This is a genomic window from Paenibacillus rigui (genome assembly GCF_002234615.1).
GTDB lineage: Bacteria > Bacillota > Bacilli > Paenibacillales > NBRC-103111 > Paenibacillus_S > Paenibacillus_S rigui.
The window spans coordinates 261,033-285,325 of the sequence record NZ_NMQW01000023.1; the positions used below are offsets into that span (position 1 = coordinate 261,033).

General features: G+C 51.8%; 23 protein-coding genes and 1 pseudogene. 16 read left to right on the plus strand and 8 right to left on the minus strand.

Going from position 1 to position 24,293, the window contains the following annotated elements; translation table 11 throughout:
* Positions 1-136: 136 nt before the first annotated feature.
* Positions 137-3,805, plus strand: a complete 3,669-nt coding sequence (locus CF651_RS16985; RefSeq protein ID WP_094016048.1) for a response regulator — start codon at positions 137-139, stop codon at positions 3,803-3,805.
* Between the two features lie 25 nt (positions 3,806-3,830).
* Positions 3,831-4,691 (plus strand): CheR family methyltransferase, encoded by an 861-nt coding sequence (locus tag CF651_RS16990; RefSeq protein WP_218827857.1) that lies wholly within the window; start codon positions 3,831-3,833, stop codon positions 4,689-4,691.
* A 44-nt stretch (positions 4,692-4,735) separates the two neighbouring features.
* Here the strand turns inward: CF651_RS16990 and CF651_RS16995 are convergent, their stop codons facing one another.
* Positions 4,736-5,566 carry a helix-turn-helix domain-containing protein gene (locus CF651_RS16995; RefSeq protein ID WP_245855968.1) on the minus strand — a complete coding sequence of 277 codons (831 nt, stop codon included), beginning with the start codon at positions 5,564-5,566 and terminating at the stop codon, positions 4,736-4,738.
* A 185-nt stretch (positions 5,567-5,751) separates the two neighbouring features.
* Between CF651_RS16995 and CF651_RS17000 the strand changes: the two genes are divergently transcribed.
* From CF651_RS17000 to CF651_RS17005, 3 genes are all read left to right on the plus strand, one after another.
* On the plus strand, positions 5,752-6,768 hold the full coding sequence (locus CF651_RS17000; RefSeq protein ID WP_094016049.1) for a Gfo/Idh/MocA family protein: 1,017 nt from the start codon (positions 5,752-5,754) through the stop codon (positions 6,766-6,768).
* Positions 6,769-7,008: 240 nt separating this feature from the next.
* Positions 7,009-7,179, plus strand: coding sequence for a hypothetical protein (locus tag CF651_RS32325; RefSeq protein ID WP_179232850.1), 171 nt, complete (start codon positions 7,009-7,011; stop codon positions 7,177-7,179).
* Positions 7,160-7,621: an ATP-binding protein gene (locus tag CF651_RS17005; RefSeq protein WP_094016050.1), complete on the plus strand. Its 462-nt coding sequence runs from the start codon at positions 7,160-7,162 to the stop codon at positions 7,619-7,621. The genes CF651_RS32325 and CF651_RS17005 overlap by 20 nt, the downstream gene beginning before the upstream one ends.
* A 339-nt stretch (positions 7,622-7,960) precedes the next feature.
* Here the strand turns inward: CF651_RS17005 and CF651_RS17010 are convergent, their stop codons facing one another.
* From CF651_RS17010 to CF651_RS17025, 4 genes are all read right to left on the minus strand, one after another.
* Positions 7,961-8,911, minus strand: a complete 951-nt coding sequence (locus CF651_RS17010; protein ID WP_094016051.1) for an alpha/beta hydrolase — start codon at positions 8,909-8,911, stop codon at positions 7,961-7,963.
* Positions 8,912-9,012: 101 nt separating this feature from the next.
* Positions 9,013-10,197 (minus strand): ABC transporter permease, encoded by a 1,185-nt coding sequence (locus CF651_RS17015; RefSeq protein WP_094016052.1) that lies wholly within the window; start codon positions 10,195-10,197, stop codon positions 9,013-9,015.
* The gene (locus tag CF651_RS17020) at positions 10,197-10,952 is read right to left on the minus strand and encodes an ABC transporter ATP-binding protein (RefSeq protein WP_281254482.1); all 756 of its coding nucleotides are present in this window, start codon (positions 10,950-10,952) and stop codon (positions 10,197-10,199) included. Before CF651_RS17020 ends, CF651_RS17015 begins: the two co-directional genes overlap by 1 nt.
* Before the next feature lie 142 nt (positions 10,953-11,094).
* Positions 11,095-11,613: a hypothetical protein gene (locus CF651_RS17025; protein WP_094016054.1), complete on the minus strand. Its 519-nt coding sequence runs from the start codon at positions 11,611-11,613 to the stop codon at positions 11,095-11,097.
* A 151-nt stretch (positions 11,614-11,764) separates the two neighbouring features.
* Between CF651_RS17025 and CF651_RS17030 the strand changes: the two genes are divergently transcribed.
* From CF651_RS17030 to CF651_RS17040, 3 genes are all read left to right on the plus strand, one after another.
* Positions 11,765-12,007 (plus strand): hypothetical protein, encoded by a 243-nt coding sequence (locus tag CF651_RS17030; protein ID WP_094016055.1) that lies wholly within the window; start codon positions 11,765-11,767, stop codon positions 12,005-12,007.
* Positions 11,976-12,878: a YitT family protein gene (locus CF651_RS17035; RefSeq protein ID WP_245855970.1), complete on the plus strand. Its 903-nt coding sequence runs from the start codon at positions 11,976-11,978 to the stop codon at positions 12,876-12,878. Before CF651_RS17030 ends, CF651_RS17035 begins: the two co-directional genes overlap by 32 nt.
* 401 nt (positions 12,879-13,279) lie before the next feature.
* A complete protein-coding gene (locus CF651_RS17040; RefSeq protein WP_094016057.1) occupies positions 13,280-14,095 on the plus strand; it encodes a uroporphyrinogen-III synthase in 816 nt (271 codons plus the stop codon).
* Between the two features lie 71 nt (positions 14,096-14,166).
* Here CF651_RS17040 and fabF read toward each other — a convergent pair whose 3' ends face one another.
* A complete protein-coding gene (gene fabF / locus CF651_RS17045) occupies positions 14,167-15,405 on the minus strand; it encodes a beta-ketoacyl-ACP synthase II (protein ID WP_094016058.1) in 1,239 nt (412 codons plus the stop codon).
* Positions 15,406-15,559: 154 nt separating this feature from the next.
* Between fabF and CF651_RS17050 the strand changes: the two genes are divergently transcribed.
* The 7 genes and pseudogenes from CF651_RS17050 to phnE (CF651_RS17080) all read left to right on the plus strand — a co-directional run bounded on the left by CF651_RS17050 (position 15,560) and on the right by phnE (CF651_RS17080) (position 21,663).
* Positions 15,560-16,426: a helix-turn-helix transcriptional regulator gene (locus CF651_RS17050; protein ID WP_094016059.1), complete on the plus strand. Its 867-nt coding sequence runs from the start codon at positions 15,560-15,562 to the stop codon at positions 16,424-16,426.
* A gap of 79 nt (positions 16,427-16,505) precedes the next feature.
* Positions 16,506-17,534 carry an ABC transporter ATP-binding protein gene (locus tag CF651_RS17055; RefSeq protein ID WP_094016060.1) on the plus strand — a complete coding sequence of 343 codons (1,029 nt, stop codon included), beginning with the start codon at positions 16,506-16,508 and terminating at the stop codon, positions 17,532-17,534.
* The gene (locus tag CF651_RS17060) at positions 17,527-18,297 is read left to right on the plus strand and encodes an ABC transporter permease (RefSeq protein WP_094016061.1); all 771 of its coding nucleotides are present in this window, start codon (positions 17,527-17,529) and stop codon (positions 18,295-18,297) included. The genes CF651_RS17055 and CF651_RS17060 overlap by 8 nt, the downstream gene beginning before the upstream one ends.
* A gap of 150 nt (positions 18,298-18,447) precedes the next feature.
* Positions 18,448-19,173, plus strand: a pseudogene (locus tag CF651_RS17065) (lipid II flippase Amj family protein); the annotation flags it as partial.
* Between the two features lie 152 nt (positions 19,174-19,325).
* On the plus strand, positions 19,326-20,096 hold the full coding sequence (phnC, locus tag CF651_RS17070) for a phosphonate ABC transporter ATP-binding protein (RefSeq protein WP_094016063.1): 771 nt from the start codon (positions 19,326-19,328) through the stop codon (positions 20,094-20,096).
* Entirely contained in the window at positions 20,096-20,887 is a 792-nt protein-coding gene (phnE, locus tag CF651_RS17075) for a phosphonate ABC transporter, permease protein PhnE (protein WP_094016064.1), read from the plus strand. Before phnC ends, phnE (CF651_RS17075) begins: the two co-directional genes overlap by 1 nt.
* A complete protein-coding gene (gene phnE, locus CF651_RS17080; protein ID WP_094016065.1) occupies positions 20,884-21,663 on the plus strand; it encodes a phosphonate ABC transporter, permease protein PhnE in 780 nt (259 codons plus the stop codon). The genes phnE (CF651_RS17075) and phnE (CF651_RS17080) overlap by 4 nt, the downstream gene beginning before the upstream one ends.
* A gap of 179 nt (positions 21,664-21,842) precedes the next feature.
* On the opposite strand, the gene CF651_RS17085 is transcribed toward phnE (CF651_RS17080), so the two are convergent.
* Positions 21,843-22,562 (minus strand): SDR family oxidoreductase, encoded by a 720-nt coding sequence (locus CF651_RS17085; RefSeq protein WP_094016066.1) that lies wholly within the window; start codon positions 22,560-22,562, stop codon positions 21,843-21,845.
* A gap of 150 nt (positions 22,563-22,712) precedes the next feature.
* Between CF651_RS17085 and CF651_RS17090 the strand changes: the two genes are divergently transcribed.
* Positions 22,713-23,114: a MerR family transcriptional regulator gene (locus CF651_RS17090; RefSeq protein ID WP_094016067.1), complete on the plus strand. Its 402-nt coding sequence runs from the start codon at positions 22,713-22,715 to the stop codon at positions 23,112-23,114.
* 156 nt (positions 23,115-23,270) lie between these two features.
* Here the strand turns inward: CF651_RS17090 and CF651_RS17095 are convergent, their stop codons facing one another.
* Entirely contained in the window at positions 23,271-24,233 is a 963-nt protein-coding gene (locus CF651_RS17095) for a phosphate/phosphite/phosphonate ABC transporter substrate-binding protein (RefSeq protein WP_094016068.1), read from the minus strand.
* Between the last annotated feature and the right edge of the window lie 60 nt (positions 24,234-24,293).

Here is a 24,293-nt window from a genome sequence, read left to right on the forward strand (position 1 = left end):
ATGGAGAGATGAAACTTTTGACAGATAGTTGGGTTATACAACCAATGTCCACGTAACAATGAAATTAGTTGAAAGAGCCATGCCGTGTTTCAGTCACAGCTTGCCCGGGTATAAACGTATAGGGGGAAGTGTGTCTATGTTCAAACCATGGAGATTTGATATCCGGTCCAAAATTGGATTGGGCTATTTGTTGATCGTGCTTTGTCTGGGCGTGTCCGTATTTACGCTGAACAGCCGGATTGCATCGATGCAAAAAGAAATCAATTATATAACGGAGCATGATATGGCCGTGCATTATCTGACATATCAGGTCGAAAAGCATCTGCTCGATATGGAAACCGGCATGAGAGGCTACGTCATTACAGGAGATTCCGAATATTTGGAGCCCTACCATAACGCGCAGCAAAATTGGGAGAGCGATTATAACAAGCTGTACGAGCTGGTAAAGGGCAATCCGCTTCAAGCGAAAAACCTGGAGATGAACAAGGCGTCGATTGAACAGTGGATCCGAACGGCCGGCGAAGCGGTCCTGAATATGAAAGGCAACGGGAACAGCGCCGGACTGAACAGCTTTTTCAAATCCGATACCGGCAAAAGGCAAATGGATCAATTGCGAATGCAGTTCGATACGTTCCGCAATACAGAGAAGGCATTTACTGCCAGCCGTGTGGCTGGTTTGAATCAATCGAACGCCACGCTGAAGGTTCAGCTTTATGTGCTCATGTTTCTGATCACGGTCGTGTCCTTGGTCGTTGCTTATATCATTTCCCGTTCGATTATTCGCACGGTGAAGCAGGTAGGACGGGCGATAACGGAAATTGCGGCCTCCAATGGGGTGACGACCTCCCGTATTGTCGTTTATTCCAACGATGAAATCAAGGATTTGGCCGAAGCGGCCAATCAGCTGCTGGAAAGCCAGGAGAAGCAGGCATGGCTGCAAAATCATTTGGCTGAAGTGGCTATCTTCAACCAAGGCTTTACCGACATCAGCGAGCTGGGGGAGGCATTTCTCGCCAAGATGGCGATGCTCATGCATGCCAGCTATGGCGCCTTTTACTTGGCGGAGGGCCAGGGGAAGGGACAAGTCCTTCGCCGGATAGCCTCGTATGCCTCCGACGGGAACGATAAGGGGGCGCCCGCTATCCGCCGGGGAGAAGGCCTTGTCGGGCAGAGCGCGCTGGACCAGCGGATGGTCGTCTTGAATCCGGCGCCTGCCGATTATATCAAGATTACATCGGCGCTCGGGGATTCCGCTCCGCACAGTCTGTTGATCTGCCCGATCGTTTTTGAGGGGAGAACCGAGGCGGTCATCGAGCTGGCTTCGCTACAGCCCTTCACCGATATCGAGCTGCTGCTGATGAAGCAAATACGCGCATCCTTCGGCATTTCGCTCAATCGCGTGCTGGGCCGAATGGAGGTGGAGCGTCTGCTCATCGAGACGCAGACCCAGGCGATGGAGCTGCAGGCGCAGACCGAGGAGCTGCAGCAGCAGGCTGAAGAGCTGCAGGCCCAGTCGGAGGAGCTGGTGGCGCAGCAGGACGAGCTGAAGGCCTCCAACGATTTGCTCCGCAAATCGGAGGACCGGCTGCAGCGCCAGCAGGAGGAGCTGGAGCAGAGCAACGAGGAGCTGTCGCAGCGCTCCATACTGCTCGAGGAGCAGATGCGACAGGTCGAGGAAGTAAACCGGCAGATCGAAGAGCAGCGGGATGCTTTGCAGCAGCAGGCGGCCGAGCTATCGACGATGTCAAAGTACAAGTCGGAGTTTTTGGCCAACATGTCGCATGAGCTGCGGACGCCGCTCAACAGCCTGCTGATCTTGTCCCAGCTATTGACGGAGAACAAGCAGGGCAATCTCGATGAGAAGCAGGTTGAATTTGCCAGGACCATTCATTCCTCCGGTAATGACTTGCTGCGCTTGATTGACGAGATTCTCGATTTATCGAAGGTCGAGGCGGGTCAGATGAAAATCGAGCTGGAGCCTGTCGTGCTGACGGATGTGAAGGACAATTTATTTCGAAGCTTTCAGGAAATGGCGGTTAAAAAAGGTCTCCGGTTCGAGTTCGACATGGCACCGGATTTGCCCGATTCGATCGTAACCGACGGCCACCGGCTGCAGCAAATATTGAAAAACCTGCTGTCGAATGCATTTAAATTTACAACCGGCGGTGAGGTTAAGGTGCGGATTTTCCTTGCCAATAAAGGCTCCGCGGCCCATTCCGGCCAGCAGCCGTTTATCGGCTTCGCCGTCCATGATACCGGTATAGGTATACCGAAGGATAAAATGGAAATGATCTTCGAAGCCTTCCAGCAGGCCGACGGGACGACCAGCCGCAAATACGGCGGCACCGGTCTTGGCCTGACGATCAGCCGGGAGCTGTCGCATCTGATCGGGGGCTGCATCGAGCTCGAGAGCCAGGAAGGCAGGGGCAGCACCTTTACGCTGTACGTTCCCGAGACGGGGGAGCCCGCTTATCAGGCAGCAAGGAAGGAAGCGGCAAGTACGGTGGAGCCGATAGAGACGCCAGCCGGGGCTCCGGCCGATCCGGTGCTTGTACCGAGCGTTCAGCTCTCCGATCCGGCGCTGCTCGAATCAGATGAGGTCAAGGATGACCGGGAGCGGCTGAACGAGGAAGACCGCGTGCTGCTCATCATCGAGGATGATGCCCATTTCGCCGGCCTGATGCTGGATATGGCCCGTTCGCGGGGCTTCAAAGGGCTCGTCGCCTTGCGCGGGGATGTTGGGCTGGCGCTGGCCCACGCATACAAGCCGGATGCGGTGCTGCTGGATATTCAGCTTCCGGTGCTGGACGGCTGGTCGATTCTGGAGCGGCTGAAGCAGCATCCGGAAACAAGACATATCCCGGTCCATGTCATTTCCGTCGTCGAGGAGCCGCAGCAAATGCTGACGATGGGGGCTATGGCCTATTTGAAAAAACCGGCCAGCCGCGAAAAAATTGAGAACGCCTTCGCGCGGATCGAATCGTTCATGAATCGCGGTTTGAAGCGGCTGCTCATCGTCGAGGACGATATTGTGCTGCGCGACAGCCTCGTCGAGCTGATCGGCCATGACGATGTTGCCATTACGGCTGTCTCAACCGGCGAGGAGGCGCTGCGGGCGCTGCATGAGGAGCATTTTGACTGCATGGTCATGGATCTGGGATTAAGCGATATGTCAGGCTTCGACCTGCTGGACCGGATCCGGCAGAACCATACGCTGCTGCGGCTTCCGATTATTATTTATACGGGCAAAGAGCTGGATAGGAAAGAAGAGATTGAGCTTAAGAAATATGCGAAAAGCATCATTATCAAAAACGTCAGGTCCCAGGAGCGGCTGTACGATGAAACGGCGCTGTTCCTGCATCGGGTGGAGGCGAATTTGCCGGAGGAACGCCGTAATTTGTTGAAGAAGCTGCATAGCAACGAGGCGGCTTTTGAAGGAAAACGGATTTTGCTGGTCGAGGACGATATCCGCAATGTGTTCGCGTTGTCCAATGTGCTGGAATCGTACAACCTCCAGGTGAGCTTCGCCGAGAACGGCAGGGAAGCGCTGGACCTGCTAGACAAGCAGCAGGATTTCGACCTGATCCTGATGGATATCATGATGCCCGAAATGGATGGCTATCAGGCGATGGAAGCGATCCGGGCGATGCCACGCTATGCGAAGCTGCCCATTATTGCTCTGACCGCCAAGGCGATGAAGGAAGACCGCCAGAAATGCATCGATGCGGGAGCCTCCGATTATATCAGCAAGCCGATCGATCCGGAGAGGCTGCTCTCGCTTTTGAAGGTATGGTTATACAAATAGAGGAGGGGTAGCGATTACTGAATTTTTGGATCTGAATGAGGGAAGCGGGGGGCCCGCAGGCAAGGATACGGCAGAAAGGGAACGGATTGAGATCGAGCTGCTGCTGGAAGCTATATTTCGCAGATATGGCTACGATTTTCGCAACTATGCGTACGATTCGATCAAGCGCCGCATCGGTCACGGCATGAGGGCGCTGCGCTGCGAAACTGTCTCCGGGATGATCGAGCAGGTGCTTCACGATCCTTTGCAGCTGCAGAAGCTGCTCCGCTATATGGTGGTGAACGTCACCGAGATGTTTCGGGATCCGGCTTTTTTTCGGACGTTCCGGGAAAAGGTCGTCCCTTTCCTTCATACGTATCCGCACATCCGGATTTGGCATGCAGGCTGCTCGACGGGAGAGGAGGTGCTGTCGATGGCGATCATTTTGCAGGAGGAGGGCTTGTACGAGAAGGCCCGCATTTATGCGACGGACATTGATCAAGAGGTGCTGAGGCAGGCGCAGTCCGGCATATTCCCGCTCCATAAAATGCAGCAATATACGCAAAATTATATTCAATCGAGCGGACGGAAATCGTTCTCCGATTATTATTCGGCCGATTACGACGCCGTGATTTTCAAGCCGTCCCTGATGAAAAATATCGTATTCGCCCAGCACAACCTGGTAACGGACCAGTCGTTTAACGAGTTTAACGTGATTTTTTGCAGAAACGTCATGATTTACTTTAATAAAACGCTGCAAAGCCGGGTGCACCGGCTATTCTATGAGAGTCTGGGGATGTTCGGGGTGCTGGCCTTGGGCGACCGCGAATCGATCCGCTTCAGCGAGCATGAGAATTGCTACGAAGCGATAGAGCCGAATGAGAAGCTGTACAGAAAGCTGAGATGAAGGAGGGGCAGGGAGACATGGGTCCAGGCCATTCCGGGAGGCGGCTACCTCTGCTTGCGATACTGGCCGGGCGGCACGCCGACGATCCGTTTGAACATGCGGATAAAATTCGAATAATCGTTGAATCCGGACTGCTGGCACGCATCGGTCACATTGTGGCCGTCGTGCAGCAGTTTTTTGGCGCAGGCGATCCGCTTCAGCAGGATATACTCATGGATCGTGCTCCCGATGCTTTGCCGGAATAGCCGGCTCAAGTAATAGCGGTTCATAAAAAACTGCTGCTCCAGCGCTTCGAGCGTCAGATCATGGTCCAGGTGGTGATCGATGTAATCGAGCACGGGCGCAAGCTTTTCCGGTACGATCGAAGAGGAGAGCGGCAGAGCATTTTGCGAGAATGCGCGGTTCAGCAGCACAAGCAGCTGAATGAAATAAGTCATCATCAGCAGATCCGAGCCGTCCTCGGGGCGGCTGGACAGTCCGTCCATCCTCGAGTATAAGGCAAGCAGCTCCTCTAATTGCTGGGGGAGCAGCTGAATTTTATTTTGCTCGCCTAACGGGCGGTTCGTGAAGCAGTTCAACAGGTTGAAGGCATACGGAGAGGCGAACCGCTCCACAGCCTGGGGGTCAAAATGAATGACGATGTTCTCGTAGGGTGCCTCTGACCGGTAAGTGGGCTTGTGCAGCTCGCGGCTGTTTATCAGAAGCACATCGCCATAGACTAAAGGGTACACCTTTTTCTCGATCAAATAATGCACATCCCCGGCAATGAAGAAGTACACCTCGAACCGGTCGTGAAGGTGGAAGTCCATTTTGTAAGGCTCATCTGTCCGTTTGTGTATGTATTGGAGCCCCTCAATTTCATGAGCAATCTTCACTGTCGGGCCACCCTTTCGCGAAAAAGTCAAAAAAAGCAATATTTAAGGCAATTGAAGCAAGGAATTCGTTTTTATTATACCTCATTATAAAAATGAATTGATAGCGTGTTCATAAAAAGGGATGCAGCGAAACAGGCTTCCTTCGACATAGAACGCGCCTAAACTCTATGAAATCAGGTGAAACCGTGAAAACATTAGGAACAGCAGTTATCGGCTGCGGCTCCATTTCGGGAGTGCATTTAACAGCGTTAGCCAAGTTGGAATTAGCCGAACTAAAAGCGGTTGTCGACGTGAATGAGAGCTTGGCGCAAAAGGCTGCAGCGGAATATGGCTGTGCTTACTACACCGATTATCACGAAATGCTGAAGCGTGACGACATTCAGGTCGTTCATCTTTGTACCGGGCATTACCAGCATGCTCCGATGGCGGTGGATGCGCTGAAGGCCGGCAAGCATGTGCTGACGGAGAAGCCGATGGCGGAGAACAAGGCTGCGGCACAGACAATGCTGCAGGCAGCCAAGGAGCATCCGGAAGTCCAATTGGGCGTTATATTCCAGAATCGCTATAATCCGGCCTCCGTTCGCATGAAGACGGCCGTGGATAGCGGGGAGTTTGGCAAGCTGATCTGCATGAAGGGGATTGTCACCTGGTACCGCAGTGCAGCTTATTACGAAACGCCATGGAAGGGCAAATGGGCGACCGAGGGCGGCGGCGTGCTGATTAACCAGGCCATCCACACAGTAGATTTGCTGCAATGGCTCGGAGGGGATATTGCAAGCATCAAAGGTTCGATCTCCACCGATGCCCTGGAGGGGGTCATTGAGGTAGAGGATACGGCTCACGCGCACATTCAGTTCAAGAATGGCGTGACAGCGATTTTTTATGCGACGAATGCCTATTTGAAAAATTCACCTGTAGAGATGGAGCTGGTGTTCGAGAACGGTACGCTGATCCTTCGGGGGGACACGCTGTATCTGGATCAGAATGGCGAGCTCACGGTTTTGGCCGAGCCGGTCAAAAATACGCTTGGCGCAAAGTCCTACTGGGGCATGAGCCATGAGCATCAAATCCGTGATTTCTATGCGCATCTGCTGGAGGACAAACCATTCTGGCTGGATGGACCGGAAGGATACAAAGCCTTCAGGCTGGTGATGGATATTTACGAATCGTCGCGTACGGGCCAGAGAGTGGTTTATAAGTAAAATCATACGGGTGCGTCTGTGTCTGCCGTATGCCCCAATATTGAAAAGTCCGGCCCTTTGGGGAAGGTTGGCCCTATGTCAACGATCCCGAAGGCGCCGGGCTTTTTTGGGTGTTTATTCCGCTTCATTCATGGAGGCCAAGGCCTGCGGCTTGTCATACTGTATTAATAACATATGCGAAGGCTGAGCGGCCGTGAGCTCGAGAGGGGCGCAGACTCACATGTCCGTAATGCATGACGTATGGAATCCGCTGCTGCTTACGGGGTGCTGCAGGCAGACGACAAGCAGGTCAAGCTGCTGCACAACGGGGGACTCGGCATAGGCATCGATAAGGCGGCTGTATTCGCATTTGAATGCGAAACAGCAAAAAGAATGAGGAGTGACAACCCCGATGATTTTGATGACCGTTGAAAGTGCGCCTAGTCAGCAATTGGTAGATCTATCGGATGAGATGATGGAAAGCTTTCTTAAATATTCAGGTGTGTCCCAGTACAGAAAGCTGTGCTTTGCGGTGCATGAGCTGGTTGTCAATGCAGTCGAATCGACATTGAAGCTGCGCGAGTCCGGTGCCGGTAAGCAGGAGGGAGCGGTAGCGGAGGAGGCCAAGATTTTGATTCGGATGGAGCTGAATGGCGACGATATCGTCATTACGATCTCCAATCATGGGTATGGCTGCGATGCCCCGGCGATGGCCGAGCTGCCGAAGCTCAGCTTTGACGAGCTGCTGCTGGAGGAACGGGGCAGGGGGCTGCTGTTGGCTAAACGGTTATCGGATCAACTGACCTTTGATCAGGACGATCAGGGCAGAATCACCATGCAGCTGCGGAAAAAGGGCGGGGGCGGTCTTGGTTAAAACCAGCTTTGGACCTCCTTATTTGCAGGAGCCGCTTCGCCTGGTATCGGCCAAGGAGGGATCCTCTTTGCCTATCCAGGTCTTCAGCAAGCTTACCGTAAGTCGGAGGTAGAGGCGAAGGAGCGGCTCACCCAAATGTTTGGTGCCCAGACAGGATATATTTTGGACTTATGGCGCTTGAAGCTTAGGCATGCTCAGCTTCATCGAGTCGGATCGGGGGCGTGCAGTGAAAATCCAATGGAAAAACCTTCCGCTTTGTTGTGACAACACAACCATGGCAGAAGGTTTTTTATACTGTCTCTTAGGCTTTGCTGCTATGCCGCTATGCCGAACTTTGGCTTAAGGCTCGAGCAGCCTGTTATAAAAGTCAATAACCTTGTCTTCGTACGGCTTCGGATATACCTTGTGAGATCGGGCATGATCGGCGCCGGATGTTTTCCACAGCTCGAACTTGTCCTTATGCTTCTCCCACATCGCTTCGCTGTTCTGATAAGGAATCGAATGGTCATCCGTGCTATGAATAAACAAGATCGGTCTCGGATAAATGCGGTCAACTGCACTTAACCCGTCCACAGCGTCGGTTTGAATACCGGTCAGCCGCGGCAAGATGCCGAGAATGAGCGGAGTGAACGGAAACCTCGGCAGATGCGACCAGACCGGCAAATTGTCCTCAAGATAACGGGTAAGGTGGTTAAAAGGACTGTCGGCGACGATACCTGCTACGGCAGGCTCCTCCGCCGCTGCAAGCAAGGCTGAGCTGGCTCCCATCGAGAAGCCATGCAGTGCGAGCTTGCCCGGATGATTGGCTTGCATCCAATCGATTGCTCCGAGCAGGTCAAACTTTTCCAGATAGCCTACGGTCGTCAGATCGCCTCCGGACTCGCCGGAATTCCGAAAGTCGAACATAAGCACGTTGAAGCCCTGCTGGGTCAATGCCTTGGCGAGCGACAAAGCCTCCCCTGCAGCATAGGTCCGGTTGTCCCGGTAGCCGTGGGCCATAATAATATTCAGCTTGGCGGGATCGGAAGCGCTGGGCAGAAACCAGCCCTTTAACGTAACGTCCTTCGTTCGGCTGTCGAACTGGACAGGCTCGAATGCAGCTTCATAGCGGGAAGGATCCTCGGTAATCGCTTTACGCTGCGGGTGCGTCAGCTGCCATCCTACATAGACGGAGACGGCGACACAAATCAATGCTATAGCGAGCAGCAGATACAATAAGTACCGGACGCTTTTCAGCTTCCTATGGCTTCGAGAGCGGGCGGCTCTGGAGATGGCGGGAGTGGGTCGCATAACAACATATTCCTTCCTGTTCGTATGATGAATTTGAACATTGCACGTTTCATTATACGACAACCGCCCTCGAAGCAACAGACTTTTTGTCTGCTTCTGTCTTATTTAAACCGGTGATACAGCCAGGATGCAGCCGTGCAAGCCAGCAGGAGGCCGAGGCTCCAGGCAGCGGAAAATGCGGGATTGAGGAGAAGCGGCACGGCCAGCACAAGTAATGCGATGAAATGAACAAGAAACCGGACCGTTCCGACAGCCTGCTTTTTCAGGCCTTCAGGAAGCGGGTAAATCCGGTGCCAGAGATGCTCGCGGTAATACCGCTTCAAATCGGAGAGCTGCAAAGCGCCGGCAAGCGAGAACACAACATAGATGACGATGCGCGCCCAATCATTGGTTATGAACGCGATCAGGAGAACGCCGATGACAAGCAGTCTGAATAGGATGCCGAGCAGCTCGGAGCGAAAGAACACCAACGAGTATAAGTAATGGTAGCTGAACCGTTTTTGAAAAGGAATCCGGCTGCTGATGCGGGGCAAGCCCTTTATGTTTCTGGCTCTGGCCCGCAGCGGCGGCACATCGACAAACCAGTTCAACACCCGGTACAGGCTGGCTTGGTGGCGAAGCTCCAGCTCGATTAAATAATTCCAGTGCACTGTGAATTTCCGCGGCAGCCGCAGCGCAGCCAAATATACGAGACTGCCGATGGACAGCAGCAAAAGACCATAGGCAGGCCCCATGCTGAAGAGGGCATAAGCGGCGGTTCCGGCCCAGAGCCAGCGAAGCAAGGACCAGCCCAGGCGTGTCCGGCTTTCCTGCATCTGCTGCTCAGTCCACTTCCCGTACAGAAGCACGGCCTTGAATAGCACCCAGGCCAGCAGCAGAGCAAGGAAGGCTCCCGCACCGGAGCCCGTTACTTTGGCGTAAACCGGCCAAACGGCGAGCCACGCCGCTGTAACGGCAGCGGACTGAAAAACCATCGCTTTGCGCCGCGCCGAACCGATATATGTCATCATGGCCTCCTGCTGCGGGAGCAGGAAGATCGTATCCGCCTCACGCAGGTAGGTGCGTATCCGGCCCAGGGCCAGAAAAGGAAGCATGAAGCCGGCTGCGGCAGGCTTCCATGGAAAGTCCGGCGTCACCCATTGAAGAAACTGCTTATAGCCGATGGAAGCAGCAAAAAAAACGATAAGAGCCGTCATCGCAATGCCTTGAATAGCGTAATGGACATAAGGGCGAATTTCTTTGGCGAAGTGCGCCTGCCTTTGTTCGTATAACCCTTTCCCGGCCATTAGCGCTGCACGTCCTTTGTAACCAGGTCGCAGAACACATCGTCGAGGGGTGTGGAGGAAGGCAAGCCTGCTGCAGTGCGCAGATCGGCTACCGTTCCGGATACGATCAGCTTGCCCTGATGCATGACCAGAAACCGGTCGCAGTACCGTTCAATGGTTGCAAGAATATGGGAGCTGATCAGGATTGAAGCGCCTTCCTTTTTCACCGTAACCATCAATTCCAGTAAGGACCGCATACTTAGCGGGTCTAAACCAAGGAACGGCTCGTCGATGATGTACAGCTCAGGCTGCACCAGGAATGCGCACATAATCATCACCTTTTGCCGCATGCCTTTGGATAAATGGGACGCCAATCGCCCGGTAAACGGCTCCATCTGAAATTGCCGAAGCAGGGGCTTCATTCTCGCCTCGAAGGCAGCCGGATTCAGCCCATAGGCTCTTGCCGCCATCTCGAGATGCTCCTGCACAGTTAACTCCTCGTAAAGTAACGGGCTTTCTGGAACATATGCATAGGTTTGGCGGTAAGCTTGACCTGCCTCCTCTGCCTGTTTGCCCTTTAGGCGGATTTCTCCCTGATGCGGCTGCATCAGTCCGAGAATATGCTTGATGGTTGTACTTTTCCCTGCTCCGTTCAAACCGATTAAGCCGACCATTTCTCCCGGCTGAACATGAAAATTCAAATCATGCAGCACCGGCTGCTGACGGCTGTAGCCGCCTGTGACGTGATGTACTTCCAATATTGGCTGCAAACTCACATGTCACTCCTTTCACAATAGGCTGAAGCTTCTTCCTATTAGACTAACGGAAAAAGCCGCTATTTTCCAGCCGGGTCAAGGTAAGACATGCCAAAACAGCGTACCGGTCAAACAGATGGAACGCTGTTTTCATATAAACTGGCTAGGATTGGCTTTGATTTCCGCCGGTCGTTTCTTTTTTCTGATCTTTGTTTTTGCTCTGATCCTTTTCTTTTTTTTTGTCTTTTTCTTTATGCTGGTCTTTTTGCTGTCCTTGTCCCTGTTCCTTTCCCTGTTTCGTAGAGCCTTGCCCCGTTTGCTCCTCCTGAGACGTTTTTTTCTCGTTCTGCTGCTTTTGAATTTTATTCAGCTGCTTTCCGCTTTCGATATCCTGCTCCTGCTTCAACACTTTTTGAAGAACCTTAACACGATCCTGCTGAAGCTTCTTCAGCTGCTTTTTTTCCGCCTGGCGTATTTTTTCCGCTTGATCGTATTGGCTTTTTTTCAGCTGCTTATACATTTTCATCTGCTGCTGCAATGCAGTATCGATGACTTTATTGTCGCTGTTCTGCTGCTTTTGACTTTGAGCTTTGGCATTTTTACTCTGCTCCTTGGACTTCCCGCATCCGGTAACGGACAGAAACAGGGCGCTGAATAATAGGAAGAAAATCATCTTTCTCATGTACAATACAGCTCCTTTTCCGGGGATAGCATTAGTTTGTCCTCCAGCTGGAAAAAACATTTATGACAAAATTTTTGATTTTTTGTATACAAATGAATACAATATAATATATATAAACTAATTATTTGAAAAAAGGAGCGAAAAGGTATACATGGCGGAAACATACCGCAAGTCTAAGATTGAGCATTATTTGGAGCGTCTGCTTATACGAAAGCAAGGGCTGATCCGTCAGCTGGAGATGGCCGGACTCGAGCAATCCTGTGAGTTTATCCGCGGGCAGCTGTCTGCTACGGATATGATCATCTGGGAGCTCGCTTCGGAGTTTGATTTCATAAACCTGATCAATGATGGGAGAGATGTCCATGACAGCGAAAGTAGAACAAAAAGTACTTGAACCGCCTACACCACAGCATTCCAGAGCAACCCGCTTAAAGCTGCTCAAGCGCGCCATTTTCTTGCTGCTCGGTTCCAGCTTTGTGTCCATCGGTCTTGAAATTTTTCTGGTTCCTAACGCAATTATTGACGGCGGTGTCGTCGGGATATCAATTATTTTGTCCCATTTGTCCTCTTGGCCGCTTGGTATTTTCTTGTTCCTTCTCAACCTGCCCTTCTTCTTCCTCGGCTACAAACAAATCGGTAAAACCTTCGCACTCTCTACCTTGTTCAGCGTTACCTTGATGTCAATCGGCACAACAATGCTTCACCCGGTCCCGCCGTTAACGATTGATCCTTTGCTTGCAGCCGTGTTCGGAGGCATCATTCTGGGCGTCGGGGTCGGCATGGTTATCCGTTCAGGAGGCTCGTTGGATGGAACGGAAATTATCGCGATACTTGTGAACAAAAAATCACCGTTTTCTGTCGGTGAAATCGTCATGTTCTTCAATCTGTTTATTCTTGGCAGCGCAGGCTTCGTGTTCGGTTGGGACCACGCGATGTATTCTCTGATTGCCTACTATATCGCTTTTAAAATGATTGATATTACAATCGAAGGCTTCGACGAGTCCAAATCGGTTTGGATTATAAGCGAAAGATACAAAGACGTAGGGGAGGCGATCATTGATCGTTTAGGCCGCGGCGTGACTTATTTGAACGGGGAAGGCGGATTTACAGGCGGTGAGAAAAAGGTGATCTTCTGCGTCATTACCCGACTGGAAGAAGCCAAAATGAAATCGATCGTCGAGGAATTGGATCCGACCGCGTTTCTGGCCGTAGGCAATATCCATGATGTGAAGGGAGGACGCTTTAAGAAAAGAGATATTCACTAATATTTGCGGCATGTCGACGAAATCATTACAAGTGCCGCCGGTTCGCCTGTTTTGCAGGACAGACGAATTCTCTTGGGGGGAGCCTTGAGAGGCCGGCGGCTCCTGTAATGATTTTTTTAAAATAAGTAAGTCCTTTTCAAAAGTTTATGTAATAAAATATAACACAATTTTTAATTAGAAAAGAGATTTATTACTATAAATGGAATTTTCATCAAGAAATCCAGCCAGAAACACGAATATTTTATAATTTTAAACCTCTTATTATTCGTGTTTCTCCCGACATATAAGCCTTTTTTATGAAAATTATAAGCAAATTCCTGTTGTAAAATGCGAAAATGTAAGCTATAGTACTGTACATAGAGAAATGTTAGGATAGATGACATTGAAATCGGAGGGATCGGATGAGACGGTTGGAAGGCAAACGTATTGCGCTCACAGGACCGCGTAAAGCGGCTGAGCTGAGTGTGATTGTAGAGAAACTTGGAGGCATACCTGTGCTTCGGCCGGCCCAAGGAACAGTGTCGGTAGAGAAAGAGCAGGTGCAAGCCGAAATTTCCCGTCTGATCGAACAAGGAGCGGATTGGGTGATCCTGACCACATCGGTGGGAACGGACATTTTGTATCAAGCTGCGGTAGAGATGGGCGTTGGCGAGGCATTCGTCGAATTGCTGAAGAAGACCAAAATTGCGGCCAGAGGCTATAAAACATTCCGTTATTTAAAAACACTCGGGCTCGAAGCGACAGTTAAATCCGAGGATGGCACGACAGTCGGCATATTGAGGGAGATGCAGTCGTGCAGTGTTAGCGGTCAGCGCGTCGCCCTTCAATTATATGGCGATCATGCGCCCCGCCTCGTCCAGTGGCTGAAGGAGCAGCAGGCGAACTATTACGAGATTCTGCCTTATGAGCATATCCCTCCTGATCTGGAAGTGATGGATGCTTTGCTATCCGAAATCGTGGCAGGCAAAGTCGATGCCGTAACCTTCACAAGTACGCCGCAGGTAAGGTATATGATGGGTTATGCGCGCAAGCAAGGGCTGGCAGAGGCGCTGCTCAGTGCCTTTCAGCACAAAGTCGTCGCCGTCGCTGTCGGGAAGGTCACGGCAGAGGCACTTCGTGACGAGGGTGTGGAGCGTGTGGTGACTCCGGAGGAAGAACGGATGGGCAGTATGATCGTCACCTTGGCCCAGTACTATGAGACGGCCGCGGGCGCATAGAAGTGAAAATAAGGATGGGTACCCGTTTAACCTGGTGCTCCATCCTTTTTTCGTGAAAGCTATGACCTGATTTACTCTTCAAAAGCCTGCAGCACAATGACGGCATTGTGTCCGCCGAAACCGAACGAATTGGAAATCCCGGTTCGAAGCTGGGCCTGCCGCGCTTTATTCGGCACATAATCCAGATCGCACTGCGGATCCGGAACCTCCTGATTTATCGTTGGCGGGATGATGCCCTCGCGCAAGCTTTTGACTAAAGCGATAGCCTCCACTCCGCCCGCCGCTCCCAGCATATGACCTGTCATGGATTTGTTCGCCGTGACAGGAATGCGGTAAGCGTGCTCTCCGAACAACCGCTTGATTGCCATCGTCTCGGAGCGGTCCCCGAGCTCGGTGCTTGTCGCATGTGCGCTGATGACATCGACAGCTTCAGGCGGAAGATGCGCCTCTCCAAGCGCGGCTTTCATCGCGAGGTACGCACCGATGCCTTCCGGATGCGTCGCTACCATATGATACGCATCGGAGCTGGCCCCGTAGCCCGTCACCTCCGCAAGCACCTTGGCCTCTCTCCGTCGGGCGTGAGAGAGGGATTCGAGAATAACGATGCCAGCTCCCTCCGCCATGACAAAACCGTCCCGGCCGGCGTCGAACGGCCGGCTCGCCCCGACAGGATCCTCATTGCGGGTGGAGACGGCTGTCGCGTTGCCGAAGCTGGCAAGCGAAATTTCCGTCACCGCAGCCTCCGAGCCTCCTGCTATGACGACATCGGCAATCCCTTGGCGAATCAAGCGGAACGCTTCGCCAATAGCTGTATTGCCAATGGAGCAAGCGGTTACCGGCGACATGGTTGGGCCGTATGCGCCGTACTTGATGCTGATCATGGCTGCCGCCATGTTGGAGATCATCATCGGCACGAGCGTAGGGCTGACGCGTTCCGGTCCGCGCTCGCGAAGCACGGCATCCTGCTCCAGCAGCGTCTGGATGCCGCCGATGCCCGAGCCAACATAGACGCCGAGCCGCTCCCGGTCCAGCTTATCAAGCTCAAGTCCCGAGCTCTCCCAAGCCTGCTCTGCAGCAGCCAGCGCATATTGGCAGAACCGGTCCATACGGCGCGATTCCTTGCGTCCGAATCGGGCCTCGGCATCGAAGCCGCGCACCATCCCGCCGAATTTAGCCTTGTAGCGCGTTGTATCGAAGTGATCAAGAAGCGTGATGCCGGACTCTCCCTGCGTCAACCGCTGCCAGAAGGTATCCACATCGTTTCCTAGAGGACTGATTAAGCCCATACCGGTAATAACGACTCTTTCCATGTTGCAGCCTCCTCGAATGGCGATTAGAATATATGACTAGGTACTAAAACTAAGTCATACATTTATCTTTCCACATATCTTATCCTAGTACAAGATTGTTATTTATTATAGTATAATGACTACTACCTTAAGTGGATAAGGGCGTGATCTGAGTATGAATCGTCAAACGAGGCTGCAAGCTTTATCGGAGTTTCTAAAAGGGGGGCGGGCCAAGGTGAGCCCGGAATCGGTAGGACTATCCGTCGGTGCCCGCAGGAGAACCCCCGGCTTAAGACGTGAAGAGGTAGCCCAGCTGGCGGGCGTAAGCCCGACCTGGTACACATGGCTGGAGCAGGGACGGGACATCAAAGTATCGGCCTCGGTATTGGATGCCGTAGCGGCGGTGCTGCAGCTGAATGCCGATGAACGGAAATATTTGTATTCCCTTGCACTGGAGGCGGGGCCGGCCGCCAGTCTTCAGCATGAGGAGCAGCCCCAAATCAGCCCCTCCTTGCAAAAGATATTGCAGGAGCTCAAGGTTTGTCCTACGATCATTTCCGATCGGCGCTGCCAGATCGTCGGTTGGAACGAAGCGGCCTCGCATGTGTTTTTGGATTTTGACCGGATCCCTGCATCGGAACGGAACATGATTCGCTTGCTGTTTACAAGAAAGGAATTTCAACGGCTTGCCGTCAATTGGCAGCACTTTGCCAGCGGCTTTTTGGCGATCTTCCGGGCTTATTACGGCCAGTATGTGGAGGATGAATGGTACGGGCAGTTTTTGGAGGAGATGAGCGGCCTGCATCCCGAGTTTCAAACGCTTTGGGAGCAGAGCCGGGTCAGCTCTTCTCCCGAGGTGCTGATCGAATTCCGGCATGCGAAGGCCGGCAAAATGCTGTTCCAGCTTACTTCCCTGCAGGTGCATGGGAGTGCCGATGTGAGGTGCAGCATTTATACCCCTGCACCGGCTTCCACCACGGAAGCCAAGCTGAGGCAGCTGATGGAGCGGCAATCGAGCCTGAATGGAGACACAGAGGAATAGCGTAGTTTGGTCTAAGTAGAGGGATATGGTATACTTTTCCTGAAAAGTTACCCTATCCTTTTTCTATGCTGGAGGCCTAATGAATACAATGTCTGTAGTGCAGCTGAGAGATGTGACCAAACGGATCGGCTCCAAAACGATTGTCGATCGCCTGTCCTTCGACGTGCTTCCGGGGGAAGTGTTCGGTTTTCTGGGACCGAACGGAGCCGGCAAAACAACGACGATCCGGATGATCGTCGGTTTAATGTCGATGACCGAAGGCGAGGTGCGCGTCAACGGCCTGAGCGTCAAATCGCAATTCGAGCAGGCCATGATGCACGTCGGCGCGATCGTGGAAAATCCGGAATTTTATAAATTTTTAACCGGGTATCAAAATTTGCAGCATTTTGCCCGGATGATTCCAGGCATTACAGAGGAGCGACTGAACGAAGTCATTGCTCTCGTGAAGCTGGAGCACCGCATTCATGATAAGGTGAAAACGTACTCCCTCGGCATGCGTCAGCGGTTAGGTGTCGCACAAGCGATTTTGCACCGTCCGTCTGTGCTTATTCTGGACGAGCCGACCAATGGGCTTGATCCCGAAGGCATCCGGGAGCTGCGCGATTATTTGCGCCAGCTGACCGTGCATGAGGGGCTTGCCGTTATCGTGTCCAGCCACTTGTTATCCGAGATGGAGCTGATGTGTGACCGCGTGGCGATTATTCAGAACGGCAAGCTGCTGGACGTGCGTTCTTTCAAGGAAATGCAGGCACAGCAGGACGGTCTGGAAGTGCAGATTGAAGTAGACCGCGTCGAGGCAGCCCGGGACGTAGCGGCAGAGCTGGCAGGGGATCAGGCCGTGAAGGCTGTGACCACAGCATTCGCTCAGCCGCTTAGACCGAGGCCGGACGACAGCGACGGGGGAGGCGTCGCCGTTGCCTCTGCTGAAAGCGGCGGGCCCCTGACCGAGGGCATTCTGACGGTAAGATGCAGCGGCGGGCGGGACGAGATTGCCGAACTGAACAAGCGGCTCGTTACTGCCGGTATCCGGGTATACGGCATTCGGACGCAAAATAAATCTTTGGAGGATCAGTTCCTGGAAGTAACGAGGGGGAATCAAATTGTCTAGCTTTGTCAGTCTTGTGCAAAACGAACAAATGAAAATTTACAGCCGCGTCCGCACTTGGATCATGCTGGGCATTTTGGCTCTTACCGTTATTCTGTATGCGGTCATGTTCAAGTATGTCATGGAATCCGGCATGAACAGTGCGCTTTCATTCATGTCGATGACGGCAGGGCTCTCCTTCCTCGTATTCGTGTTTTCCGTTATCGTCGCCGGGGACAGCGTAGCTTCCGAGTTTACATGGGGCACGATCAAGCTGCTGCTTATCCGCCCGGCAACACGGGCCAAAATTTTGGCAGCTAAATATGTTTCCGTAGTCCTGTTTTTGATAACTGCATTGGTCACCTTGTTCGTTTTTTCCTATTTCGTTGGCTTGCTTGTATTCGGAATGGGGGGAGCGGCGGGAGATGCGGGAGCTTTTCCTAGAATCGTTCAGGCCTATGGACTCAAATTCGTTGATTTGCTCATGTTCGTCACGTTAGCGTTTATGATTTCCACCGTTTTCCGCAGCAGCTCTCTGGCGATCGGGCTATCCATTTTTCTGATGTTTACGGCTAACGGCGTCGTACTCATGCTGGCCGGGCTGAAATACAGCTGGGTAAAGTACACTTTGTTCGCGAATACCGATCTTTCGCCTTACCTGCTGGGGGATGCACCTTTGGTGAAGGGCATGACGCTCGGCTTTTCGATTACCATGCTGGTCCTTTACTGGATCGTGATGTATGGAATCTCCTGGCTGCTGTTTACAAAACGGGATGTAGCGGGGTAAGGTGAAGTCCGGATTTGCGGGGGAAAAAGAAATCAGAACGCAATGCAGCCATGCGGGAGTGCAGGGAAAGCCCTGAAAACGCATGGCTTTATTTTTAGTAGAAAGGTTAGGTTTCACAACCTTCGTCTGCCTTGACAATCTTACGGCGTACGGCTTGCAGGCGTACGTATGGGTAAGCTGGCCGTTGCGTTGTCGCTGACGGGCATGATCGTACTCATTTCCCGCACATCGAATCTCATGCAGGCTACGATGCTGGGCGGCGTGATCGACTATGCCAAGCAGACGCCGGGCTATTCGCTGGAAGCGCAGCTTCATATTATTATCGCCGGAGCTTCCATGGGAACATTGCTGGCGATCTTATTGATACCGACAGCGGTCCGTGTATCGGCCAAGCTGATTGGAAGGCTCGAAGTAACAGGCTCCTTGCCGCGGCTGTTTGTCGAATCCGTGTCGATCCGCAACCTGAAATACGCAGGCAAGCAGTTCAAGCCGCCGACCTGGGAGATGATTTCCAGGCTGCGGATCGGCGGGGTGCCCAAGAGATTGCTGCTGCTGAATACTGTCGTAACGGCTATATACACGGTAGGCGTGCTGGCCGCATTGAACGCATCCTTCCTTATGCCCCAATACAGTACGACCGCAACGCTGTCTTCGGGGCTGGTCAATGGGATCGCGACCATACTGATGACACTACTGGTCGACCCGCAAATTGCTTTGCTCACCGACAGGGCGATGAACGGCCAGGAAAGCATGTCCTCCTTAACCAAAATGTACGGGCTCCTGATGTTCTCGCGGTTTTGCGGAACGTGGCTGGCCCAGCTGCTGTTAGTGCCTTGTACCCTCATTATTCAGTGGACTGTTCCGTGGTGGACCTGAATGGAATTGGGGAGGATTCACAATTTCTTTGGGAATCGTAGTGAAAATTAATAAGCTTTTATGAATGGCACGCCAGGAAAAAGGAATAACACGATTGATGTCGAATCATTACGTTTGCCAGGCAATTTATTTAAAAGGGGAACCGTAAGCCTATGATTCAATTTGAAAAAGTTTCCAAAGTTTATCCCAATGGTACCGTGGGCCTAAACAACATAAATTTGACCATTCAGCCGGGAGAATTCGTCGTCATCGTAGGATTGTCCGGTGCCGGAAAATCAACACTCCTGAGGTCGATCAATCGTTTGCACGAAATAACCGATGGTCACATTAAGATCGACGGCAAGTCCATCACGGCTGCCAGAGGAGCCGAGCTGCGCCGGATGCGCCGGGATATCGGCATGATCTTTCAGAGCTTTAATCTCGTGAAGCGCGTATCCGTTCTGCGCAATGTGCTTTCCGGGCGCGTAGGCTACCACTCGACCCTCACAACGCTTCTCGGTCTTTTCCCCAAAGAAGACATTGAGCTGTGTCTGAAGGCGCTGGAGCGCGTCAATATTCGGGAAAAAGCGTATTCGCGTGCTGACGAGCTGTCCGGAGGCCAGCAGCAGCGCGTTTCCATTGCCCGGGCATTGGCGCAGGAGGCTAAAATCATTCTTGCGGATGAGCCGGTCGCTTCCCTTGACCCGTTGACGACCCGCCAGGTTATGGACGATCTGAAGCGGATCAATCAGGAGCTGGGGATTACAACGATTGTAAACCTGCACTTTATCGATTTGGCGCGTGAATATGCGACGCGAATTATTGGCTTGCGTGCGGGGCAGGTCGTATTTGACGGACCCGTGGAAGAAGCGACGGATGAGAAATTTTCCGAAATTTACGGACGTGCGATTAAGAGAGACGAGCTGCTGGGGGTGGATGCCTGATGACAGCTTCCGAACAACGCAAGAAGCTGGAGAAGCCGTCTAACACCAAGTCTTACATGACGACGCTGTTAATCCTAGTACTGCTTTGGTGGAGCGGTGCGAAAACCGATGCTTCGCTTTCTACGTTAATGACCGGCATGCCTGAGATGGGCAAGCTTCTCAAAGAAATGGTTCCTCCGGACTGGAGCTACATCGATGTCGTGTGGAAGCCGATGGTGGAGACCGTGCAAATGGCCATTATCGGTACGACGATCGGCGGGATCGCTGCTATTCCTGTCGCGCTGCTGGCTGCGGGAAATGTGTCCAGATCGCCTTGGATTTATCATCCGGCCCGGATCATCCTGAACCTGATTCGCACGATCCCTGAGCTGTTGTTTGCGGCTTTTTTCGTTGCGATCTTCGGCATCGGGGCTATGCCGGGGGTTATGGCTTTGGCTTTCTTCGCCTTCGGTCTCGTAGCCAAGCTGACGTTCGAGGCTATTGAAGCTATTGATCCGGGACCGCTGGAGGCAATGACGGCTGTAGGCGCCAACAAATGGCAGTGGATCCACTTCGGAGTGCTCCCGCAGGTGGCGGCCCAATATATGGCCTTCTTCTTGTATACCTTTGAAGTCAATATTAGAGCCGCTGCCGTACTCGGCTTGGTAGGCGCTGGCGGGATCGGTCTATTCCTGGACCGCACCTTGCAGCAGTTCCGTTATGACAGATCTTCGCTTATTATTATTTTAACGCTGGCTATTGTTCTTGTTATTGATTATGTCAGCACGAAAGTCAGGGAGAAGCTGCTATGACAAATACATCCTCTCGTATCCGTTTTTGGGTCATTGCCGTTCTTATCGTCTTGGTGTACTACTGGTCGGTTACCGGCCTGAAGCTGGAAGGGTTCACGGAAAATGCCGGCCGGGATTTCACGACCATTGTGAAAGGCTTGCTTCATCCCGATTGGGGCTATGTGTATCTTCCGGAGGGCGAGGATTTGCTCCGGGGATTGCTTGAGACATTGGCCATTTCCATTCTAGGTACGGTGATTTCCGCTATCATTTGTATTCCGTTTGCCTTCTGGGCTGCGAACAATATGAGCCGCTTCAAATCCGTTCCGGCTTCGGGAAAATTCGTTCTCAGTCTGATCCGGACATTTCCGGAAATCATTATGGCAATCATCTTTATAAAAGCTGTAGGTCCCGGCTCCTATGCAGGGGTATTGGCGCTTGGACTGCATTCCATCGGGATGCTCGGCAAGCTGTACTCCGAGGCGATCGAAAACCTGGATCTGGGTCCCACCGAAGCATTGGTCGCCTGTGGCGCCAACAGGCTTCAGGTCCTGTGGTTTGCCGTCATTCCACAGGTGATTCCGCATTTCCTGTCGTTCGCGATGTACCGCTTCGAGATCAACATCCGCTCCGCGTCGATTCTTGGCTTGATTGGGGCCGGGGGGATCGGTACCCCGCTCATCTTCGCCTTGGAAGCCCGGGCATGGAATCGTGTCGGTATTATATTGCTGGGAATTATCGTGATGGTTACGATCATCGACTATATTTCCTCAGCCATTCGCAAGCGTCTGGTATAAAGCGTAATGAAAATAGAGATTTAGATTTAGACTGGCCCCAGAAATCGTAACAGCGACAGACTTGGACGAGAAAAAGTCCAAGTCTGTCGCTGTATTTTTGAAGTATCGCTTCCGTAAGCGGGATAAAAATCTCAATGTTCCAGTACAACTTGAGCGATTAATACATTTGACGAGTAGGATTATGAAAGGATTGCGCCACCCTCGACATGAATGACAGATCCAGTCGTAAATGTATTTTTAGCCAAGTACACATAGGCCTCGGCAATTTCCTCAGGCTTTGCAATATGCTTCAGCAACATTGACTGAGCAATCGCTTGAAACATCGCTTCGCGACTTTCCTCGTCCATCCCACTAAATATGGGTGTATCCACTACACCCGGCGATACGGCGTTGATTCGAATCGGCGCCAAGTCCACCGCTAAGCCACGAACAAGCCCTTCAATTGCTGAGTTGATCGCAGCCACCGTCGAGGTGCCTTGTGCCGGGCGTATGCTAAATGTACCGGAGGTCAACGTGATTGACCCGGACTTCTTGATGAAAGGCAATGCGGCTTTCACGGTCAAGTATTGTCCCCAGAACTTGCTATCAAAGGCTGCCCTTGCCGTATCGATGGGCAAAGCATTAAAGGGAGTCATGGCCGAATCTCCGGCGGCCGTAACGACGAGGTGCTCGAAGGGTCCCAAGCTCTCAAAGAATTGTTTCGTCTGGCTTTCATCCCGGAAATCAAGTACGAGCCCTTGCGCCTCCTGACCCAACTCCTTCTTCGCCTCATCTACTTTGATTTGTGACCGGCTGGCGACGATGATTTGAGCGCCTTGAGTGAGGAGTGATTTTGCGACCGCCAGGCCAATACCCGAAGTACCGCCTATGATGACAGCACGATGGTTTTGCAATGACATGTTTTATACCTCCTTATTGGATGAGCGTTCAACTAATAAAATAGTGACCCTTTTCGAGGTCCGGAATCAGTGCAGGGTGCTCAAATGAAATGATAAAGTATAGAGTGCACTCGATAGCAATACAGTTCGAATCAATGTTATAATAGAAAAATGGAAAATACTTTTTCGAGCAAACAAGTTTCCGACAAGACTGGATTGAGCATCCACACATTGCGATACTATGAGCAAATAGGTTTAATTGACGGTATCGTACGGGATGAAAATGGATATCGCGAGTATTCAGAGTCCGATATTGTATGGTTCCAGGTTTTAAGTTACTTTCGAGCGATGGGGATGCCCATCCGGGAGATGCAGGAGTTTATCGCCTTGCACAATAGTGAAGTCTCCACAATAACAGCCCGACGAGAATTCATGGAAAGTTATCGCAGTAAAGTTGTCGATCAAGTAAAGAGCCTTGAAAAGACACTGGAGAAAATCGATGATAAAATCAAATTTTTCAAAAATCTGGAGGACCCGGATAAACTACGATCTGAACACGACACCACAAGTTGATGTGTAAAGTCCATAAAAGTGACAAAGGAGCTGCTGCGGCAGCTCCTTTTCTTACTACATGTTCAAGCAGCATACCATGTTTACCCCCTATCGGCTTTTCCCGAAAATAAAAAACCTCCCCGTTCAGGGGAGGCTTGTCAGCTAACACAGCTTAACTTACTTTTGTCCAACCAGTTTGGAATATTCACGAACGACATCAAATTTCTTGTCGTCGGATTTCATGTAACCGCGGTGGGAGTATACGTCAAAAATAATTTTAGCACCTTCAGGGTCTTTGTTAATGTCCATAAAGGCTTGAGAGATTTTGTCTCTCCAAGCTTGATCCATATCATTACGAACCGTGATGGTATCGTTAGGAATAGGAGCGGTATATGCCAATACGCGGGTTTTGGAGAATACATCCGGTACATCTTTAACAACGGTATTACGAGCATCCTGGAACACGGCAGCCGCATCCACTTGGCCATTCAGAACAGCCAATACGCCTTTGTCATGGCCTTTAACTTCGATACCTGTTACATCCTTCTCAGGATCGATGCCGGCTTTCTTCATCTCGCTTGCAGGCCATACATAACCCGCGGAGGAAGTAACGCCCTGCCATGCGATCTTTTTACCTTTCAAATCTTTAATATCTTTAATCGGGGAATCTGCTTTGACGATAATCATTGCTTTATAGAAGTCAACAAGATCTTTGGTATCTTTACCTGTTGCATCTTCAATACCGTAGCGTTGTGCTTGCAGCAAAAGGTCAGCCGCTTTCTTCTCGTCATGCGCCAGAACATAAGCATTCGGAGGCAGGAAGCCGATATCAACTTGCTTGGAAGCCATAGCCTCGATAACTGTGTTGTAGTTAGTGGATACGGATACTTTCACCGGAATGCCCAGCTTGTCGCCAAGCAGCTTCTCAAGCGGTTTCGCTTTCGCTTCCAGTGTTTCTGCGCTTTGAGAAGGTACGAATTGAACTTTCAATTCCTTAGGTACGTACCCTTTGGCTGTCTCCTGTTTTTTGTCTGCCGGAGCCGGTGCAGCCGGAGTAGGCTCAGCTTTCTTGGCACAGCCTGCTGCGATACCTGCTGTCAGCAAAAGAGAAAGACTGATGGTTGTAAGCTTTTTTAACATGTTTTTGACCTCCTGTTAAATATGGTATCTCATCCAACATCTACTATAGCACATAATACC

Coding starts and splice junctions, on each gene's coding strand:
- CF651_RS16985 (WP_094016048.1), top strand. CDS start 137: ATGTTCAAACCATGGAGATTTGATATCCGGTCCAAAATTGGATTGGGC.
- CF651_RS32325 (WP_179232850.1), top strand. CDS start 7,009: ATGGAATCCGCTGCTGCTTACGGGGTGCTGCAGGCAGACGACAAGCAG.
- CF651_RS17005 (WP_094016050.1), top strand. CDS start 7,160: ATGATTTTGATGACCGTTGAAAGTGCGCCTAGTCAGCAATTGGTAGAT.
- CF651_RS17010 (WP_094016051.1), bottom strand. CDS start 8,911: ATGCGACCCACTCCCGCCATCTCCAGAGCCGCCCGCTCTCGAAGCCAT.
- CF651_RS17015 (WP_094016052.1), bottom strand. CDS start 10,197: ATGGCCGGGAAAGGGTTATACGAACAAAGGCAGGCGCACTTCGCCAAA.
- CF651_RS17025 (WP_094016054.1), bottom strand. CDS start 11,613: ATGAGAAAGATGATTTTCTTCCTATTATTCAGCGCCCTGTTTCTGTCC.
- CF651_RS17030 (WP_094016055.1), top strand. CDS start 11,765: ATGGCGGAAACATACCGCAAGTCTAAGATTGAGCATTATTTGGAGCGT.
- CF651_RS17035 (WP_245855970.1), top strand. CDS start 11,976: ATGACAGCGAAAGTAGAACAAAAAGTACTTGAACCGCCTACACCACAG.
- CF651_RS17040 (WP_094016057.1), top strand. CDS start 13,280: ATGAGACGGTTGGAAGGCAAACGTATTGCGCTCACAGGACCGCGTAAA.
- fabF (WP_094016058.1), bottom strand. CDS start 15,405: ATGGAAAGAGTCGTTATTACCGGTATGGGCTTAATCAGTCCTCTAGGA.
- CF651_RS17050 (WP_094016059.1), top strand. CDS start 15,560: ATGAATCGTCAAACGAGGCTGCAAGCTTTATCGGAGTTTCTAAAAGGG.
- CF651_RS17055 (WP_094016060.1), top strand. CDS start 16,506: ATGAATACAATGTCTGTAGTGCAGCTGAGAGATGTGACCAAACGGATC.
- phnC (WP_094016063.1), top strand. CDS start 19,326: ATGATTCAATTTGAAAAAGTTTCCAAAGTTTATCCCAATGGTACCGTG.
- phnE (WP_094016064.1), top strand. CDS start 20,096: ATGACAGCTTCCGAACAACGCAAGAAGCTGGAGAAGCCGTCTAACACC.
- phnE (WP_094016065.1), top strand. CDS start 20,884: ATGACAAATACATCCTCTCGTATCCGTTTTTGGGTCATTGCCGTTCTT.
- CF651_RS17085 (WP_094016066.1), bottom strand. CDS start 22,562: ATGTCATTGCAAAACCATCGTGCTGTCATCATAGGCGGTACTTCGGGT.
- CF651_RS17090 (WP_094016067.1), top strand. CDS start 22,713: ATGGAAAATACTTTTTCGAGCAAACAAGTTTCCGACAAGACTGGATTG.
- CF651_RS17095 (WP_094016068.1), bottom strand. CDS start 24,233: ATGTTAAAAAAGCTTACAACCATCAGTCTTTCTCTTTTGCTGACAGCA.